Below are 18,311 nucleotides of genomic sequence, written 5' to 3' on the forward strand. Positions count from 1 at the left end.
ACGACCGCTAGCGCGGCTGCAGCAGATCCCGCAGGATCTCCGCCCGGCCCTGCGAGGTATACCGCTCATAATCGCCGCGGCGAGACTCCCGCAGCACGGGCAGGACGCGACGCAGCCGGTTGGTGGGAAGCTCCGCCCTGAAGGTTTCGATGCGCAGCTTGGCGCGCGCGTCGGCAAGCACCGCGTCCGGCGCAACGAGGGTGTGGGGGTCGACCTCATCGAGTCTCTGGACCAGCGCCCGGGTGCGGCGGGCGAGCCTCGGATTGCGATCCGGATCGGCTTCCAGGACCCGCGAGATCTTGGTGCGCAACGACGCCTTGGTCACCCCCACCTGGTTCTTCCCGTGCTGCCGGTAGTTGATCAGCGCCGCGGTGGTGAACCCGATTCGCCCGCGTGACGCCGCCAGGATGGCCCACCACTCATCGTGCAGCCAGTCGGCCCCCACCGGCCCCGCCCACTCCACCAGTCGGCGACGCAGCGTCACCGTCGCCCCCGTTGCCAGGTTGCGGCGCAGCAGCACATCAAATCCCCGCCCCTCAAGAATCAGGGTGCGCTCCGCGGCAGAGATGTCCAGCGTCTCGAATAGGCCGAGGCCCAGATCCGTACCCGCCGCATCCACCAGGCGGGCATCGCCAAACAGCAGCTCCAGGTCCGGATCGGCGGCATGGCGCTCGAGCGCCCGCTCCAACCGGTCCGGGAACCAGACATCATCCTGGTCGCTCAGCGCCACCAGATCCGTCCGGGCACCGAGCACCGCCCGGCGAAAGTTCTCGGCGGTTCCCAGCCCGGGATCGTTCACGATAATTCGGTGGGGAATCGAGGCAGATCCCTCGGCACTCAGAACCTCGCGAGCAAGTTCCACGGTTCCATCATGGGAGGCGTCATCGGAGACGATCACCTCGGCGGGAGGCACACTCTGGGCTCGGATGCTCTCCAGCTGCGCACGCAGATACTCGGTCCCGCGAAAGGTACACACCACCACGGTGATCGGTTCGTGCCCCGGGGTGAGGGGAATATCGCGGCTCATGTTTCCTCCAGTTGCGGGCCCGGCTTCGCATCCCCCACACTACCGGGCACGAGCCGTGCGTTCCCCGCGCACACTGTTACAGTGGGGAACTATGCCAATTGTTGTGTGCGATCTGCTCTCCTATACCGGTACCAAGGGCGGGATGGAGACCTATACCCGTGAGCTGTATCGCGCGCTGGGTACCCTGGAAACGGGGATCGAATTCGTCGGTTTTGCCAGCGTCGAGGCCAGCGGAATGGACCTCTCCTGGTTCCCTGGTCGCACCGTCAATTCGGGAATCAGCGGGGAGAACCGGGTCGCCTGGGCCCGCGGCGAGCTGTTCGCGGTATCGAAGTTTGCCAAATCCGTCGGCGCGGACCTGATCCACTCCCCCGCCTCGCTCGGCCCGATGCGATCGAAAATCCCCGTGGTCCTGACCCTGCACGATGTCATGTACTGGTCTCACCCCGAGATGATGACCACCCCGCTCTATACCGAGCCGGTGAAGTGGATGGAGACCCGGGCCACCAAAAACGCTGCCCGGGTGATCACCATCTCCGAGTTTTCCAAGTCGGAGATCCAGCGCTTCATGCGCATCCCCGACGAGCGCATCGATGTGATCCCGCTCGCCGGCGCGCGCCCCACCGAGCGCCCACGCTCGGTTGTGCCCGATCAGACCCCCTACATTCTGGCCACCGGTAACCGCCGCCCGCATAAGAACTGGGACGGCCTGATTCGCGGCCTGGCTCGGGTGGATGAGGCCATTCGCCCGCGCCTGGTCATCACCGGCAGCCACGGTACCGAGGATCCGCTGCGCGCGGTGGTCGCCGAAACCGGAATGGCCGACTGGGTGGATCTGCGCGGTTGGCTCAGCGCCGAGGAGCTCGGCGAGCTGTACGAGCACGCCACGGCGCTGGGGCTGGTGTCATTTGTCGAGGGCTTTGGCCTGCCCGCGCTGGAGGCAATGATGATCGGGTTGCCGGCGATCCTCAGCGATATTCCAGCCTTCAGGGAGATCTGCGGGGATGACGCGGTCTACGCCGACCCGAGCAGCGTCGACTCGATTGCCGCCGCGATCACCCGGCTGATGACCGATCCGGCGCTGGCCGCCCACCTCGCCGAGGTGGGCCCCAAGCGCGCGGCACAGTACTCGTGGCCCCGGGTTGCTGAACGGACCCTGGAGGTCTTCCGGCGCGAACTCGGATAGCCTGTCTGGCTCGCCGTGTCCGTCGCCACGGGCCGCGATCGGGACGCGAATTACCGAAAACACGGGTTTCATTGCTACCGTACCCAGTGTGACTCTCGATATCATGCTCCCCTTTTATGGCCGCTTCGACCACTTCCGCGAGGCGGTAAACAGTGTTCTAAACCAGAGCGACCCGGATTGGCGACTCATCATTATCGATGACGTGTACCCCGATCTGGAGCCGGGCGAGTGGGCGAAGTCACTCAAGGACGAGCGGATCACCTATATTCGCAACACCGAGAATCTGCGTCCTAGCCGCAACTACAACAAGGCCATCGGCCTGATGGAGGCGGACTTCGCCGTGATTATGGGCTGCGATGACATCATGCTGCCCGAATATGTGGCGCGGGTGCGTGAGCTCACCACGCAGTTCCCCGATGCCGGCGTCATCCAGCCCGGTGTTGAGGTCATCGACGGCGACGGTGCCGTGTACGAGCCGCTGGCCGACCGGATCAAGGCCCGGATCCGCTTTGACGGATACGGTGCGCGTTCCTTTGCCGGCGAGGAGCTGGTGACCAGCCTGCTGCGCGGAAACTGGACCTACTTCCCCTCCCTCGTGTGGAACGTGAAGGAGCTGAAAAGCCGCAGCTTCCGCACCGACCTCGACGTGGTGCAGGATCTCTCGATGCTGCTGAGCATCTTTTTCGCCGGTGGATCGCTGGTGCTGGACGATACGATCGTCTTCCAGTACCGCCGCCACGCAACCTCACTCTCGGCCAAGACCGGTCCCGACGGTTCGAAGTTCATCCAGGAGCGCACGGTCTTTGCCGAGGCGGCCGAACAGGCACGCGAACGTGGCTGGGCCCGGGCTCGTCGGGCCGCCCGCAATCGCTTCACCTCCCGCGCCAACGCGCTCTCGGAACTGCCCGCGGCGTTCAAGGCACGCTCGATGCCGGCCACCCGGTCACTGTCCCGACACATTTTTGGGTCCTGATTCCTCCACTCCGGGTATGCCCCGGAACCAATTAGCGCCTCCCCCAGTAGGATAAAAATCATGGTTTCGCTTGATTCAACGCTCATCGTCCTCCCCGCCTATAACGAGGAGGCCTCGGTGGGCGATGTGGTGCGTGAAATCCACGAGAAGCTCGGAGCGGTTGCCTGCCTGGTGATCGACGATGGGTCCGCGGATGACACCACCCGGGTCGCCCGCGAGGCCGGCGCCACGGTGGTCACGCTGCCGCTGAACCTCGGGGTGGGCGGAGCGATGCGGGTGGGTTTCCGCTTCGCGTTGGAGCACGGGTTTAGCAATGTGGTCCAGGTCGATTCGGACGGCCAGCACAACCCCGAGTCCGTTCCCGATCTGGTGGCCGGGCTGGAATCCGCCGACATCGTCATCGGTGCCCGTTTCGCCGGCAGCGGTGACTACGAGGTACGCGGACCCCGCAAGTGGGCAATGAAGGTGCTCTCGGCCATCCTCTCCAAGATCTGTGGAACCAGACTGACCGATACCACCTCGGGATTCAAGGCCACCGGTCCGCGCGCCCTGGCGCTCTTCGCCAAGAACTACCCGGCCGAATACCTGGGCGACACCATCGAGGCCCTGGTGATTGCCGCACGCGCCGACTGTGTCATCGCCCAGATCCCCGTTTCCATGCGCCCCCGGGCGGGCGGCACCCCCTCGCATAACCCGGTCAAGGCGGCGCTCTATCTCGGACGCGCATTCATGGCCCTGCTGGTTGCGCTGATGCGGCCCTCGGTGTCGGTGCACACCCCCGAGGCGACCCGTCCCGCAGGCACCACCGCCTAGCCCGGCCCCCGAGAAGGAATGACGTGCACCCTATGAACTTTTTGCCTCAGCTCCTGGGCATCCTCGCGGCGGTCTTGATTCTCGCGGTGGTGATCGAAATGCTGCGGAGACGACGCATGCGCGAACGCCACGCATTCTGGTGGCTCGGGGCGGGACTCATCGCGCTCATCGCCGGGGCCTTCCCCTCGCTGCTGGATGGGATTGCCGGTGCCCTGGGCATTGCTGTGCCCCTGAACCTGGTGTTTTTTGCCAGCGCCGCGGTCCTGTTCCTGGTCTGCCTGCAGCACAGTTCCGAGCTTTCCGAGCAGGAGGAGCGTCTGCGCACCCTGACCGAGGAGGCCGCCCTCGCCAACGAGCGGGTACGGGCGCTCACCGAGCGGGTGGAGGCCCTGGAGGGCGATTCCCCGCGTCCGGGGGCGGCCGACTAGTCCGGCACATCATCCGTCCCGCGCAAAACGCCCCGCACCGAATCATTCGGTGCGGGGCGTTTTTCTTGCGTGGTTAGTTGTTGCCGATGACCGGGGCCTCCGCCCGGGTGCGAACCAGCGTGACCGCGTGCACCGCAAGACCCAGCAGCGGAGCCACACCCAGGGCCGTGATGGCCCGAGGCTCGACCGGCAGGGGGAGCAGGAGGATCGCGATCAGGGCCAGCGCTGAAACCACCCATCCCGCCACAAATGCCGAGTGCAAACCACGCGCGAGGACCGCCGATCCGGTAACACACAGGGCCGCGGTTGCTCCCGCGGTAACCACGACGGCCCCGATCAGAAGGCCACCCACCCCGGCATACTTATCGCCGTAGATGACGCCGAGAATCCACGGCCCAAGCCAAGCCGCAAGCAGGCCCAGGGCCACGCTCCCCACGGCCACGGCCGCCAGAAGCTTCACGATCAGGGTTCCCGTGTGCGGGTTGCCACGGAACCGGCTGATCAGCAGCGACTGGAGCGCCATCAACGGAATCACGATCGGTGCACGGGTCAGCATGACCAGCGCGATCAGCGTTGCCCGGGTTGCAATGGGGTCGTGCTGAGAGGTGGCTTGGAATACCAGCGGGAAGCCGCTGACCAGCACACCCGTGGCGATGGTGGCCACGACCGTGCGCGACACGTTCCAGCTCAGTCGCGGCAGCCCGACGTCCAGGGTGAACGAACCGCGAACCCGATGGCGGATAAACGGCCAGTACAGCAGAACCGAGAGCGGGAAGGGAAGCACCACCGCCCACTCGGTCAGCGGGACCGAATCGGCAAAGATCGTGATCGGCACCACCATCACCACGCGCAGCACCGCGTCGATGATCATCATCCCGGCCACCGCACGCCAGAACTCGATGCCGTACAGCACCCCGCAGAGCACGGCGACGGCAACGTAGCCAACCGCTCCCACGATCATCGCGATGAGGGCAACCCACGGGCCCTCCACAAACAGGTGGGGTGCCCAGACGAGCCCGCTCAGACCCAGGACAACCGCCAGCCCGCCGGAGGCCCACAGGGTGAATTTCAGGGCACCGGTGGGGCGGGTGGTGCGCACGGGCAGGGTGGCCCGACCGACCTCCTGCTGGATGCCGCTGAGCCCGGCCACGATCAGATACAGCGTGGACCAGAAGGCCGAGATACGTACCCACTGCTCATCCGAGGTGGTGCCCACCAGGACAAGCTGGATGACGTACCCGGCGACCCCGGCAATGGCCGTGGCGAGCAGAATCGTCGAAACTGCCCGGCCTCCGCCGGTCGTGGTGGTCACGGGTTAGACGACCCGCTCGTCCTGGCCGGCGATCCACTCCTGCAGAGCGGCCACACCGGTGCGTACGTTCCACGCCGGCGACCAGCCGAGCACCTCGGTGGTGCGGCTAATGTCGGCCCAGGCGTGACGCACGTCGCCATCGCGGAAGGCACCGTTGACGGTGGGTGCCGGGGCACCGTGGTACTCGGCAATGATCTCGGCGATCTGGAAGATGGTGGTGCCCACGCCGTTGCCCACGTCGTACACCTGGCCGTTGGTCACGGCCGGGTCGGAGTCGATCACGGCCTCAAAGGCGGTGGCCACATCGTCAATGTAGACGAAGTCGCGGGTGATCACCCCATCCTCGTAGACGGGGATCTGCTTGCCGATTTCCGACCACTGCGAGAACAGCGAAACGATGCCGGTGTAGGAGTTAATCAGGGACTGTCCGGGGCCGTAGACATTCTGCAGACGCAGGATGTTGACGGTGGTGTCGTGGGATCCCGCCCAGGCGGTCAGCAGGTTTTCCTGGGCCAGCTTGGTGGCACCGTAGATGCTGGTCGGGGTGGGGATGTTGAGGTCCGCACGCGCGGCAACCGGGGCCGCACCGGGGAAGTCCCACTGCGAGGCCGCCAGCTGAGCGTGGGTGCGCATGCCCGGGTAGAAGTCGGTTCCGTCGGACTCGTGGGTCCAGCGTCCCTCGCCATACACGGCGCGGCTTCCGGCCAGCACGATGCGGGCGGGGATCTGTCCGGCCCGGGTGAAGGCGTCCAGCATCTCGGTGGTGCCCACAACGTTCACCCGCGAGTGGCGGCTGGCCTCGGCCAGCGACTGGGCGGTTCCGGTCTCGGCGGCCAGGTGCACTACCAGATCAAACGGACCGTGCTCCAGGACGCGGTCCCAGTCCTCGGGGTTCACCACGTCGCCCACAATCAGTTCGGCCTTCTCGTGCAGGTCGGCCGGACGCTTGCCGCCCGGGTGGACCTGCGGGTGCAGCGAGTCCATCACGACCCACCCCTCGCTACGGTCGGCGATCAGCTGCGAGAGTGCGCTACCGATGAAGCCGGCGCCTCCGGTCACCAAAACCTTGCCGAGGGATGCCTTCTGAGTCACGTGATTTCCATTCATTGTGGGAGTCGATGGGGAATGAATTCCCCTGTCAAGGGTAACGGGTTTATACGGAACGGGTGGCATTGGCGACCTCGGTACGCTCCCCGGTGCCGACGAATGGGGAGCGTAGGCGATCGAACCAGTAGCGGATCCCGCGACCAGGTCCCCAATCCTTCAACCGCATCGCCCACTTTTCGAGCCCGTGCCAGCTAATCCACGCACATCCAAACGCGATCAGGACACACAGCGCGGTCCAGAGCGGATAGCCTAGGTGATGCCAGCCGAGAGATGCGGTGACCTGCTGGGTAAGGAACCCATAGAGGTACATGCCATAGGAGTAATCGTTTTTGGCTCCGATCCACTGCCACGATTTCGGCAGCGCAGATGCCAAATAGAAGATGAAGTAGGCCGCGGCCGGATAACCGAAAAGGTTCAGCCACCCGGTGAGCGCCGCGACCAGGGCGAGAACGCCCGCCAGGATTCCCATCCAATGACGCATCGGAATACGTTTGCCGTAGAGCGCGGCGCAAGCGCCCCAGAGGAAGATCAGGGTGAGGTCGATGTGGTAGCGGTCAGCGAAGTAGGGAAATGCTGCGAACAGTGGTTCGGGACGGAATCGGGCGATCAGCGCGATCCCCACAAACCCCAGCGTGGCCAGTGGCACAACCCACTTCGCAAAGCGCAATGCCATCACCAGCACCAACGCGCCAATCATGACGTAGCAGCCCCACTCATAGGCAAGAGTCCATAGGGAGCCGTTAAACACGCTCGAGGATGTTTCCACACCGTACGGGGTGTTGGTGACAAAGATGTCGAAGATTCCAAACGGGCCGCCCTGAAGAGTGGCGTTACTCCACACGTAGTGAAAGGGCCCACCGGGAGCGCGCACCCAGTACTCCGCGAGCGGACGCCCCATGCTCATCCAGGCGATCGGTCCAACGCCGGCCGCGGTCACCAAAATCACCAGCCACAGCGCCGGAAAAATACGGAGGACTCGTCGCCAAAAGTACTGCACGACGTCGGAATTCATTCCGCTCTTTGTGATGAGATAGCCACTGATCGCAAAAAACCCCAGCACCGCCAGCCCACCCAGGTTGTCCTGTCCACGGGTGAAGATCACAACCGGGTCATGGCCCCAACCGCCCAGCGGAAATGCGTGGGAGAAAATCACCGCTGTCGCCAATACCAGGCGGATTACCCCCAGTGAGTTACGGTGCCCGTTCAGCGCCTGAGACAGGCTTCCTCGCGGGGTCACTGGGCACACCACTGATCTGCGGGGTAGGTTTCCATCCGGGATACTCCGTTTCGTTCACACTCGGTTGCGGATTAATACACCGCGGAAGGGCCCAGATCTTGGGGCCCTAAAATGCCCGAGCAACATAACTGACGCGTGCGGGCGCTGCAAAAGAACGACGGCCCGGCACGTAAGATGGCAAGCATGACTCAACCGGCCTCACGACCAAAATTCCCTGCGATACTCATCATAATTGCCCTTCTCGCGGGATTTGCGACACTGGGGATCTGGTCCGTGTCCTCTCCGGCCGGATCAAGCCCCGATGATGACTTCCATATGGCTAGTATTTGGTGCGGCCAGGGAGATCGTGACGGACTGTGTGAGCCCGGCCCCACGGCAGAGACTCGGAAACTACCGGCATCGTTTCAAGAGCTTGTCTGCTACAGCTTCAAGCCCGATGTAGCGGCCAGCTGTCAGGGACCGAACTTTAATGAGCCGCACAGCAACACGATTACAACCGATCGCGGAAACTTCGGCACTCCGGTGTACCCGGGTGGGTTCTACGCCGTGCTCAGCGTGTTTGCCTCCGATCACATCACAAGCTCGGCGATTGCGATTCGCCTGTTCAACTCGGCGCTATTTATTGCTCTCCTGGCGGTGGCGGCCTGGGCCCTGCCCCGAAACCTGCGCTTCCCGTTGATCGGCGGCACGCTGGTCACCGTGATCCCGGTCGGGGCGTTCATGATCGCCTCGGCAAACCCCACCAGCTGGTCGATCACCTCGGCCACCGTCACCACGATCGCAATGCTCGGATACTTCCGCACCAGCGGCAGACAACGTTGGATCCTCGCGGCAATCGCTGCGGTGGCGATCCTGATTGGAGTCTCCGCACGCGGTGACAGCTCCGTCTATGTGATCATTGGTATGCTCGCGGCGAGCGTCCTCGGATTTGGATACAAACGGGCACAGTGGAAAACGCTAATTCTGCCGGTGGTGGTTTCGCTGATTGCCGTTGTGCTCTATCTCTCCTCGCCGCAGGCAACCGTCACCGCAGATGGCACCGCATTCGCGCATAACAACCCGGGAATGGGCCTCGGCACCCTCCTCTACAGCAACCTGGTTGAGCTGCCTCAGCTATGGTCGGGGCTCTTCGGACTGCGCTGGGGCCTGGGCTGGCTGGACACCGCGCTGCCCGCCGTTTCCTGGCTTCCTCCGCTCGTGGTGTTCGGCGCCATGGTCTTCACCGGCCTGCGCATCATGAACGCACGCAAGTCCGTAGCGATGATCGGGCTGGGTATCGCGTTTGTGATGATCCCGCTATACGCACTGGTGGCCAACAAGGTTCTGGTGGGTGCCGAGGTCCAGCCTCGCTACCTCTTCCCCATCTTCCTGATGCTGGTGATCGTTGGGCTGGTTCCCCTGGGCCGACGGGAAATCACCCTCTCCTGGGCGCAGCGTATTGTCATTATCGCGGCGCTGAGCGTTTCACAGTCCCTGGCGCTGCGCTCAAACCTCCAGCGCTATGTGGGATCGCACGGATCGCTGAACATTGATTTCGGTGCACAGTGGACGCCCAGCGGCCCCTTCTCCCCGTTCCAGCTGTGGATTCTGGGCAGCGTACTGTTTGCCGTGACACTGATCGCTCTGGCAATCCTGATGGATCTGCCGCGACGACGAGGATCCGAACTTCCGCTGCGTGACGAGACGCCCCGCAGCGGCGCGAAAATCGATGCCCCGGCAGCGCAGGCTTCCCAGCCCGCAGCGAGCCTCACAGCGGCGGTCGAAGAACCCCGGATTGGAGAACGCTCCCGCGCATCCCACGCCCAGGATGGCGCGGAGGGCCTACCCACGCGCGCCTAGCCACGCGAAACCACGCTTCGCGCACGCCACGCGCTTAGCACCGTGCCCCGGTCATCTTTCGATGGTCGGGGCACGGTGCTGAGCTAGCGATGCTCTAGCGCGACAGGCGCGACTTTACCTTGCTCAGCAAGACACGCGGTCCCCCATTTTTGAGGTAGAACCCAACGAGTTCGATGTCCTTGGCGAGGCCTCGCTTACGCTTGCGGACCGTACGTCCGGTCTCGGCCCGATCCAGACGAGCCCCGGCTGCCACGCGGTCGGGGGCGAAGTGAGCGCCCTCCACAAAGTCAACCAGCGGGGCCAGCACGCGCTCCCACTTGTATTCCTCACGTACGCGGGCGACATTTGCCCGTGCGTTAGCGGCAAACTCCTCGTCGAAGAGCACGCGATCCAGGGCGGCAACCAGACCATCCACATCCTCGGCGTCCACCGCGACACCCAGCTGGTTACGCTCGACCAGTTCGGCAAAGTGGTCACCCCGGGTGACCACCATGGGCAGCTCGGCCCAGAGGTAGTCGAGGATTCGAGTGCGGAAGGAGAACGTGGTCTCGATGTGTGAGTAGTGCGTACTCACCCCCGCATCGGCCTCCATCAGGAAGTTCTGCCGGTCGGCGTAGTCAACCCAGGATGAGTTGAAGAATACGTTGCGGTCTGCCACACCCAGCTCCGCGGCGAGCGCACGAGACTCGGCGATGATCGCCATCTCCGGCACCCCGGGGTGGGGATGCTTGGTGCCCTGGAAAAAGAGCTTGACGTTGGGGCGGGTTTCGGCCAGCTTGGCCACCGCACGGATCAGGTTCTTCGGGTCAAACCAGTTATAGACGCCCCCGCTCCAAAGCAGCAGCTTATCGTCGGCGTTGATGCCGGGCCAAACCCCCTTGAGCACGTCGCGTTCATGCCGAGGCGGCGTCGAGTCCAGACCAAACGGCACCACGCTAATCAGCCCGGTCAGGTCGGGGTCATCGGCGTAGTTCGCCGGGTTGATCCGGCCAAGCGCCGCCAGCTGTCCCAGATAGAAGTGACGCTGTCGCTCGGAGGCGCACAGGAAGAAGTCACCCCGCTCAAGCTGTTCGTTGAGGACATCGGTGGCCGAGGACACCTGGCGGGTCCACTCGGCATCGCCGTGTTCGCGCCCCTGCTCAAGGTGCTCAAGGTGCATCGGGTCATAGATATCGCAGACCAGGACCTTGGTGGTGTTCCGAATCGAGGGGAACATCGCCATGGCAAGGCCCTGGAACACGATAATGTCCGCCTCGGCTTCGAGCGCCCGCATCGCCTTGTCATCCCCGGGCGCAACGTGCACGATGTCAAACGGCGCGTCAATATCCTTGACCCCGGCCAGGGTGACCAGGGTAACCCGGCTCGTTACCGAAAGGGCCTGAGCCATATTCCAGGCACGGATCGCCGGTCCCGCCATCTTGACACCGATCGGATCACCGGTGATCACCAGAACGTGGCGGTCCTTGGGCCCATCGAGTACCGCAAAGGTCTCTACCAGGTTGACATAGCCCTTGTGGAAGTAGTCACCGGTGAACGCGGGCGCATCGGTTTCGCCAAAGAGACGCCACAGCGTCGCATCGGAGACCACCCGCTCGGATTGGATCTTTTCCCGGTCGGCGCGCAGACCCGGAAGCTCGGAAACGAACTGATCAACACCGTAGAGGGTGGCCAGGGTCGACTTGGCAACCTCCTGCATCTCGTCGTCTGAACCGCCATTACGCAGATCCAGGGAGGTCGAATCTAGCTCGCCACGGGCCACGGCACGACGTGCGGTCAACGCGAGAGCCGCCGCGAGGTTTTCGTGCAGAGACTCCTGGCCGAGGTTCTTGTACATCGTAAAGAGGGCGTTGCGCTCAAGCAGATAGGTTTCCTTGAACGCACCAAACTTGCTCATCGATGCGTGATGCTTGTGGAAGGCCAGGGACTCGGGCTCATACACGTAGCGGTAACCGGCCAGGTTCAGGCGCCACCCCAGGTCCACATCCTCGAAGAACATGAAGTAGCGCTCGTCAAACCCGCCCAGCTGATCGTAGACGCTGCGACGAACAAACATTGCCGCGCCGGTACCAAACAGCACGTCGTGTACGGTGTCGGGCACGCTGGGCACGGGCTCACCGGTGAGGGGCTTATAACCCATGCCATACCAGGTGAGAGCGGCACCGATAAAGTCGACCTTCTCGCCCTCCCAGTCCAGCACTCGACTGGCGACGGCACCAATCCGTGCGGAGGTTTCAAAGCGAGCGACAGCCGCGGCGATCCAACGCGAATCGGGGCGCGCATCGTTGTTCAAAAAGGCAACGTATTCGCCTCGGCTCTTGCGCACGCCGAGGTTACACCCGCCGGCAAACCCAAGATTCTCGGCGGATTCAATCAGGGTGATCCCGGTGGCTTCCGCCTTCAGCCGTGCGGCGCTGTCATCACCAGAGGCGTTTTCCACCACCACGATCTCCAGCCGTTCCTGCGGCCAGTCCTGCTCCTGCAGGTGCCGAATCGCTGCCAACGTGTCATCGGTTCCCCGGAAGTTCACAAGGATTACGGAGACAACACCACTCTGCCCGTTTGGCAACACAGCACCTCTTTCAGTCGAGTCTTGTGCAGTGCCATCCTACCAATCCGTGCCTCGGGCGCTGCCGAGCACGGCATTCCGGGCCCGTTATCCCGGGCGTGGGCCGCGCAGGCGAGATCCCACCAACGTCCCGGAGCCCCCTGTAAACTGTCTGGTGGCCCGCGCGCCCGCGTTGCTGAACTGCGGGCTGCACCGAGGCGGTGCCCTTCCCGGAATAGACTTCGAAAGCAGATATCTGATGGCAGCCACACCCAGTACCACTCGCACCCCGCGGATCCTGATCGCCACCGGTGACACGCTGGGTGCTCGCATGGCGGGACCGGCAATGCGCGCCTGGCACATCGCCCATGAGGTGTCCGCGGTGGCCGAGGTTCACCTGGTTTCCACCGCCCGCTGCGATCTCTCCGAAGCTCCCTTCCCGGTCTTCGCCGTCAACGATGAGCAGCTGCGAGCCGAGGTCGAATGGGCCGACGCGGTCGTCTTTCAGGGACATCTGATCCACCACAATCCGTGGATCGCCGACACCGATACCGTGATCGTGGCTGACATTTATGACCCCATGCACCTGGAGACCCTGGAACAGGGCCGCTACCTGCCCGAGGACCAGCGGATGAACTTTACCCTGCAGACCGCGGAGGTCCTCAACGTGCAGATCGAGCGCGCGGACTTCCTACTGTGCGCATCCGAGAAGCAGCGCGACTTCTGGCTCGGGCAGCTCGCCGCGCTGGGGCGAATCAACCCGGTTACCTACGATGCTGATGCCAGTCTGCGTTCGCTGCTCGCTGTTGCACCGTTTGGTGTCACCAATGAGGAACCCGAGCCCACCCGGCACGCAATCAAGGGGGCCGTCCCCGGCATCGGTGCCGAAGACAAGGTGATCCTGTGGGGCGGCGGTATCTACAACTGGTTTGACCCGATCACCCTCGTGCACGCGGTTGATGACCTGCGCAAGCGCCACGATAACGTCAGACTGTTTTTCATGGGGATGAACCACCCCAACCCCGATGTTCCGGTCATGGAGATGGCCACGCGCACCAGAGAACTGGCTGCCGAGCTCGGCCTGACCGATACCCACGTCTTCTTCAACAATGAGTGGGTCGACTATAACGACCGGGTGAACTACCTGTGCGATGCCGATGTGGGGGTTACAACCCACTTTGAGCACGTGGAAACCGCCTTCAGCTTCCGGACCCGGATGCTCGACTATCTCTGGGCGGGCCTGCCGATCGTCGCTACCGGTGGCGATACCTTCGACTCGATCATCACCACCAACGGTCTGGGTATCACCGTCCCGCCCGAGGATGTGAACGCGCTTTCCGCTGCCCTGGAGACCGCGCTGTTTGCCGAGGAACGCGAGTCGATGGCACAGGCTTCGAAGGCCCTGGCACGCGAGATGACCTGGCTCAACGCGCTGCGTCCGCTGGTGGAATTCTGCGCCGCCCCGCACCGCGCCCCCGACCTGGTGGCCGGCCTGTCAACCCCGCGCTCGGAGTACGTCCGTTCGCTGGAGACGCGGATCGCCGGCCTCGAGCAGAGTGCTTCCTGGCGGCTGACTGCCCCCCTGCGCAAGCTCACCGGACTGCGCCACCGCTAGGACGGCACACCAATCACAAAGCCCCTCGTCGCGAGCGCGACGAGGGGCTTTGTGATGGAAATGGTATTAGGATCCGTGGGTCCAGAACGGGTCCGATCCCTGCACCAGCCAACGGGCGTGCAGTCGCTCATGCTCCCACTCGTGCACGGTACCAATGCGCGTCTTCGACTCGAAGTGATACCCGCGGGCGGAATGGACCCAGACCATGCTGAGGCCGAGGGTAGCGATCTTCCGGGAGAAGTCGACGTCGTTATAGTTGCTGGGCAACCCCTCATTGAAACCACCGATCTCGCGGTAGGTCTCGCGGCGCAATGCCACACAGGCGGCGGTGAGTCCGGAGGCTTCCCGATCCAGCAGGAGCACGTCGCGCGGGCCGTCCTGGTGGGCCGGCTGGGTGATCATCGCGTGGCGTGGGCTGCGTCCGGCATACCAGTGCCCCACGTGCTGGATGCTGCCATCCTCAAACACCAGGAATGCTCCGGTAACACCCACCCGCTGATCGGCAAGGGGGGCAATGAGATCCTCGATGAACCGCTCCGAGGTGACTCGAACATCGTCGTTGAGCATGAGGACGTAGTTTCCGCGGCTATGCACAAAACCCACGTTGCACTTCTCGGAGAAGTTAAAGGGGCGGGTGTACTCAACCAGCACAAGCGAGTCTCCGGCGAGCGCACGGAGTTCGTCCAGCACATCCTTCGGGGTGGCGGTGTCATACACCACAACGAATTCCAGATGTGCATCGGGGCTGGAGGCGAGCACCGAACGCACGGCTTCCACAACAAAGACCTGTTCCTGTCCCAGTACCTCGCCGCCGGTCCCCCGGGTGGGGATCACGATCGATACCAGAGCGTCCTCGATAACCGGGCGTCGCACCCGGGCACCGGCGGAGGTATCTTCGGGCACCACAGACCAGCCGGGCAGACGGGTTTCAAGCACCTCATTAATGTGGGCCATGCTGGACTGGTCGCGGGCCTGGTCCTGTTCGTACTCCCTCACCACACTCCAGGCGAGATCCTCATGAACCACGACGTCCGAGCCCTCAAACCCGAGACTTACGGCCAGCGCGTGTACGTCGAGGACACGCAGCAGCTCCCACTGAGACTCGCTTAGAACATCGGGGCGGACAAACACCGCGGGTCCCAAGAAGTCCTGCACCAGCGCCCGTTGGGGGGACCACGCCACGCGGCGCAACACAATCGAGGCATCCGAGCCCGTTTGCACCAGGGAATTAGCGTAGATCAGCCGGGCCCGGGGGTGATGATGGATAGCCTCGCGCACGCGATCGAGGGTTTTTTCGGCCAGGGTGGAGCCGAATCGAAGAATTGTCAGCCCGTACTCTCGCAACGAGTCGTCCAGGTGCGGTTGAGCCGCGGTGACCACGACGATCTCGCCGGGCGCGAACCCCGCACGCACAGCAGATTCTCGGGCGACGTCGAGCTGCGGATCGCTGAGTCCACGCCCGTCAATAATGCAGCGCACTAGCCCGCGCTCCGCGAGCCACGCAGCAGGGAGAGTGGACGCAGCACCGCATGACCGACCCGCCAGGTGCGGCTGGCCCGGAATGCTTGCTCCTGCTCGCGCAGACGCACATCACTCTCGTGGCGCAGCGTATTGAGTTCGCCCTCGAGTGCTTCGACCCGCTCCCACGCACCCTGCGCGTTAAGGGCAGCCTGGGCGGCATCGCCATCGCCCACGCGAGTGCGCAGCGCCTCAAGCTCCTGTTGACTTCCGATGAGCTGGTCCCGCAGCCGCAGCCGCTCATGCTCCAACTCGCGGACTCGCGCGGTCAGCACGTCCAGGGCGTCGTCGTTCTCGGCACGACGCGGAGATTCCTCTGCGGGGGTCTGAGTCACGGGGTCACCTTTCGCTTGGCACGGCCGTTTGGCCACGGCACATTCTATCGTTTGCCCCGCCCATAACCGCCGGGGATGCCCTCTCGTTCAGGATCTCATGCGTACAATAACCGGTGGAGGCACTACCTATGACACCAAGAATTGTGATGACGATCATGGTCCGCGATGAGGCGGATGTGATTGCGTCAATGATTGATCACCACCGCGAACAGGGCGTCGCATTTTTTGTTGTCACCGACAATGGGTCGGTGGATGGGACCACCGAAATCCTGCAGGGTTACGCCGACCAGGGGATTCTTGAACTGCGACACGATCCGGTACATCGCAAGCAGCAGTCCCCCGTGGTCACCCAGATGGCGCGGGATGCCTACACCCTGCACGGGGCCGACTGGGTACTCAACGCGGATGCCGACGAGTTCTGGGTTGCGAAGAACCCGGAAATCACCCTCGCCGAAGCATTCAGTCACATCCCCAAAAGCATTCGCTCGTTTATTGTTCCCGTGGTGGATATGACCGGGGCACCCGCCGAAGCCGGAACCGGGCTCGAGCGCCTCCGTTTCCGAGACACGCGCGATGCAGCCGAACTGGCCAGAATTGGTCTCCGCGATCATTCGACTCACGATTGTGCACACGTGGGTGATCCCGAGGTCAACGTGGTTCAGGGGAACCACTTCGTGAGCATCGCCTCCGAAGGGGCTCCGGACCCCGAATGGGAGATCGAGGTGCTGCACCTGCCCTGGCGTTCCTGGGACCAGTTCCGCCGCAAGGTTGAAAATGCCGGTCGCTCCTATGAGGCCAATCCCGAGCTGACTCCGAGCCCGAACCATCACGGTATGCGGGACTACAGTCACCTCCGCGCCGGGACACTGCGTTCGCTCTATATTGCGCGCTGTCTCAGCCCCGAGGAGATTGCCGGGGCCGATCAGAACCCCGACTTGAACCTGGAATCCCGCTTGCAGAAGAGCGGAATTCGGGTTGTCCCCGATGTACTCTTTGCCCCCGAGACGGAGGCCGAGGAGCGCACCCTGGGGCTGCTTCGCGCCGACGCTTTCAGGCTGAACGCACGGCTCTCCCACACCACCGCCGAGCTCGAACACACGGCAGCCGAGCTGGCCGAGTCTCGGGCACATGCGGCTCGGCTGCAATCCGAGCTGGACACGCGAACGGCCGAACGCGAGGATGCTCACCACCGTCTCGATCTGACTCAGCGCGAACTGCAGGCTCTGCGCCGGCGGTTCCTGGTCCGGGTGGATTCGCGTCTGCGGCGCACCTCCTCCTCGGGGGCCAACTAGTCGGTTCTTTCGCCCGATCCCGCGGCAAACCTCCCCGCGATCTGCGCTGCACGTCGGACGTTCAGGCAGCAGCGGTTAGACTACATTCTTGACCACTGTGCCCGTGCACGGACGCTTGAACGGAAAACAACTGGATGAACCCGCAGGAACGCATGGCCGCCCTGGAGCGCCTCCCCTTCGAAAACATTGGCTCGAGCGAACGAGGCGCACACCGGTTCTGGGCGCAGGTTCGGCTGATTCTGAAGAATCGTGCCATGCTGCTGCTCTTTGTGAAGCGCGACCTCAAGTCACGCTATAAGGACAGCGCGCTCGGCTTTTTCTGGACCCTGGTCCGGCCGATCACCCAGCTGCTGATCTACTACGTAGTACTCGGTAAGTTCCTTGGAGCCGAGCGCGGCATCCCCGAGTTTGCGATCTATATCTTCTCGGGTCTGACCATCTATGGCCTGTTCTCGGAGATGGTAATGGGTGGAACCGCCTCGGTGATTGCCAATGCCGGTCTGGTAAAAAAGGTGTACCTGCCGCGTGAGCTCTTCCCGCTGGCGACGATCGGTTCGGCCCTGTTCAACTTCGCCATCCAGCTGGTGATTCTGCTGGTAGCCACCCTGGCGATGGGCAGCTTCCCGTGGACCCCGAACATGGTCTACGCAATCCCCTCGCTGCTTGTTATTTTGCTCTACGGCACCGCGCTGGCGCTGCTGCTCTCGGCGGTGAACGTCTACCTGCGCGATGTGCAGTACCTGGTAGAGGTTGTGCTGATGGTGCTGATGTGGGCCTCGCCGATCCTCTACGCCTGGAAGTATGTGCGCAACGTACTCGGTGACGGTATCCTGCTCAGCATCTACAACTCCAACCCGGTCACGATGGCCGTGCTGGGCTTCCAGCGGGCCTTCTGGACCGCCGGAGACCCCACAAACACCTCCGACCCGGCGATGCACGCGGCCTACCCGGAAAACCTCATGATGAACCTCTGGATCGCCGCCCTGATCGGCGCGGTCGGGGTGTTCCTCGCGCAGCGCCTATTCGCTCGTCTGCAGGGTAACTTCGCGCAGATGCTCTAGGCACCACGTCATCCCACCGAGGA

Annotated in this window: 15 protein-coding genes; 8 read left to right on the plus strand and 7 right to left on the minus strand. The window is 63.6% G+C overall.

Going from position 1 to position 18,311, the window contains the following annotated elements; genetic code table 11:
• Positions 1-7: 7 nt before the first annotated feature.
• Positions 8-1,027, minus strand: a complete 1,020-nt coding sequence (locus IE92_RS0113245) for a glycosyltransferase family 2 protein (protein ID WP_051701954.1) — start codon at positions 1,025-1,027, stop codon at positions 8-10.
• A gap of 91 nt (positions 1,028-1,118) precedes the next feature.
• Here IE92_RS0113245 and IE92_RS0113255 point away from each other — a divergent pair, with 91 nt between their 5' ends.
• The 4 genes from IE92_RS0113255 (at position 1,119) to IE92_RS0113270 (ending at position 4,427) form a co-directional block, all read left to right on the plus strand.
• Positions 1,119-2,213, plus strand: coding sequence for a glycosyltransferase family 4 protein (locus IE92_RS0113255; protein ID WP_162178506.1), 1,095 nt, complete (start codon positions 1,119-1,121; stop codon positions 2,211-2,213).
• A gap of 88 nt (positions 2,214-2,301) precedes the next feature.
• Complete coding sequence (locus IE92_RS0113260; protein ID WP_030148988.1) at positions 2,302-3,186, plus strand: glycosyltransferase family 2 protein; 885 nt, start codon at positions 2,302-2,304, stop codon at positions 3,184-3,186.
• Between the two features lie 60 nt (positions 3,187-3,246).
• Complete coding sequence (locus IE92_RS0113265) at positions 3,247-3,999, plus strand: glycosyltransferase family 2 protein (protein ID WP_043322173.1); 753 nt, start codon at positions 3,247-3,249, stop codon at positions 3,997-3,999.
• 32 nt (positions 4,000-4,031) lie between these two features.
• Positions 4,032-4,427, plus strand: coding sequence for a DUF2304 domain-containing protein (locus IE92_RS0113270; protein ID WP_030148990.1), 396 nt, complete (start codon positions 4,032-4,034; stop codon positions 4,425-4,427).
• Positions 4,428-4,500: 73 nt separating this feature from the next.
• Here the strand turns inward: IE92_RS0113270 and IE92_RS17455 are convergent, their stop codons facing one another.
• From IE92_RS17455 to IE92_RS0113285, 3 genes are all read right to left on the minus strand, one after another.
• Positions 4,501-5,739 (minus strand): hypothetical protein, encoded by a 1,239-nt coding sequence (locus IE92_RS17455; RefSeq protein ID WP_051701956.1) that lies wholly within the window; start codon positions 5,737-5,739, stop codon positions 4,501-4,503.
• 3 nt (positions 5,740-5,742) lie between these two features.
• A complete protein-coding gene (locus tag IE92_RS0113280) occupies positions 5,743-6,831 on the minus strand; it encodes an NAD-dependent epimerase/dehydratase family protein (protein ID WP_030148992.1) in 1,089 nt (362 codons plus the stop codon).
• A gap of 61 nt (positions 6,832-6,892) precedes the next feature.
• On the minus strand, positions 6,893-8,083 hold the full coding sequence (locus IE92_RS0113285; protein WP_052367304.1) for an acyltransferase family protein: 1,191 nt from the start codon (positions 8,081-8,083) through the stop codon (positions 6,893-6,895).
• Between the two features lie 183 nt (positions 8,084-8,266).
• Between IE92_RS0113285 and IE92_RS0113290 the strand changes: the two genes are divergently transcribed.
• Complete coding sequence (locus IE92_RS0113290) at positions 8,267-9,922, plus strand: DUF2142 domain-containing protein (RefSeq protein WP_281173600.1); 1,656 nt, start codon at positions 8,267-8,269, stop codon at positions 9,920-9,922.
• A 94-nt stretch (positions 9,923-10,016) separates the two neighbouring features.
• On the opposite strand, the gene IE92_RS0113295 is transcribed toward IE92_RS0113290, so the two are convergent.
• Positions 10,017-12,491 carry a glycosyltransferase gene (locus IE92_RS0113295; protein ID WP_281173601.1) on the minus strand — a complete coding sequence of 825 codons (2,475 nt, stop codon included), beginning with the start codon at positions 12,489-12,491 and terminating at the stop codon, positions 10,017-10,019.
• Positions 12,492-12,726: 235 nt separating this feature from the next.
• On the opposite strand from IE92_RS0113295, the gene IE92_RS0113300 reads away from it, so the two are divergent.
• Positions 12,727-14,082, plus strand: coding sequence for a glycosyltransferase (locus IE92_RS0113300; RefSeq protein ID WP_043322174.1), 1,356 nt, complete (start codon positions 12,727-12,729; stop codon positions 14,080-14,082).
• Between the two features lie 66 nt (positions 14,083-14,148).
• Here IE92_RS0113300 and IE92_RS0113305 read toward each other — a convergent pair whose 3' ends face one another.
• Both IE92_RS0113305 and IE92_RS18425 read right to left on the minus strand, forming a co-directional pair.
• Entirely contained in the window at positions 14,149-15,561 is a 1,413-nt protein-coding gene (locus tag IE92_RS0113305) for a glycosyltransferase family 2 protein (RefSeq protein WP_156027559.1), read from the minus strand.
• Positions 15,561-15,935, minus strand: a complete 375-nt coding sequence (locus IE92_RS18425; protein WP_156027561.1) for a hypothetical protein — start codon at positions 15,933-15,935, stop codon at positions 15,561-15,563. Before IE92_RS18425 ends, IE92_RS0113305 begins: the two co-directional genes overlap by 1 nt.
• 128 nt (positions 15,936-16,063) lie before the next feature.
• Here IE92_RS18425 and IE92_RS17460 point away from each other — a divergent pair, with 128 nt between their 5' ends.
• Together IE92_RS17460 and IE92_RS0113320 are read left to right on the plus strand one after the other, a co-directional pair.
• Positions 16,064-17,227 (plus strand): glycosyltransferase family 2 protein, encoded by a 1,164-nt coding sequence (locus IE92_RS17460; protein WP_245601297.1) that lies wholly within the window; start codon positions 16,064-16,066, stop codon positions 17,225-17,227.
• Between the two features lie 134 nt (positions 17,228-17,361).
• On the plus strand, positions 17,362-18,288 hold the full coding sequence (locus IE92_RS0113320; protein ID WP_030149000.1) for an ABC transporter permease: 927 nt from the start codon (positions 17,362-17,364) through the stop codon (positions 18,286-18,288).
• Positions 18,289-18,311 lie beyond the last annotated feature (23 nt).

The organism is Mycetocola saprophilus (assembly GCF_000718085.1).
Classification (GTDB): domain Bacteria; phylum Actinomycetota; class Actinomycetes; order Actinomycetales; family Microbacteriaceae; genus Mycetocola; species Mycetocola saprophilus.

What these genes read in the sequence shown, in the direction of transcription:
- IE92_RS0113255 (WP_162178506.1), top strand. Translation starts at nt 1,119, where the DNA reads ATGCCAATTGTTGTGTGCGATCTGCTCTCCTATACCGGTACCAAGGGC.
- IE92_RS0113300 (WP_043322174.1), top strand. Translation starts at nt 12,727, where the DNA reads ATGGCAGCCACACCCAGTACCACTCGCACCCCGCGGATCCTGATCGCC.
- IE92_RS0113290 (WP_281173600.1), top strand. Translation starts at nt 8,267, where the DNA reads ATGACTCAACCGGCCTCACGACCAAAATTCCCTGCGATACTCATCATA.
- IE92_RS0113245 (WP_051701954.1), bottom strand. Translation starts at nt 1,027, where the DNA reads ATGAGCCGCGATATTCCCCTCACCCCGGGGCACGAACCGATCACCGTG.
- IE92_RS0113320 (WP_030149000.1), top strand. Translation starts at nt 17,362, where the DNA reads ATGAACCCGCAGGAACGCATGGCCGCCCTGGAGCGCCTCCCCTTCGAA.
- IE92_RS17460 (WP_245601297.1), top strand. Translation starts at nt 16,064, where the DNA reads ATGACACCAAGAATTGTGATGACGATCATGGTCCGCGATGAGGCGGAT.
- IE92_RS0113270 (WP_030148990.1), top strand. Translation starts at nt 4,032, where the DNA reads ATGAACTTTTTGCCTCAGCTCCTGGGCATCCTCGCGGCGGTCTTGATT.
- IE92_RS0113265 (WP_043322173.1), top strand. Translation starts at nt 3,247, where the DNA reads ATGGTTTCGCTTGATTCAACGCTCATCGTCCTCCCCGCCTATAACGAG.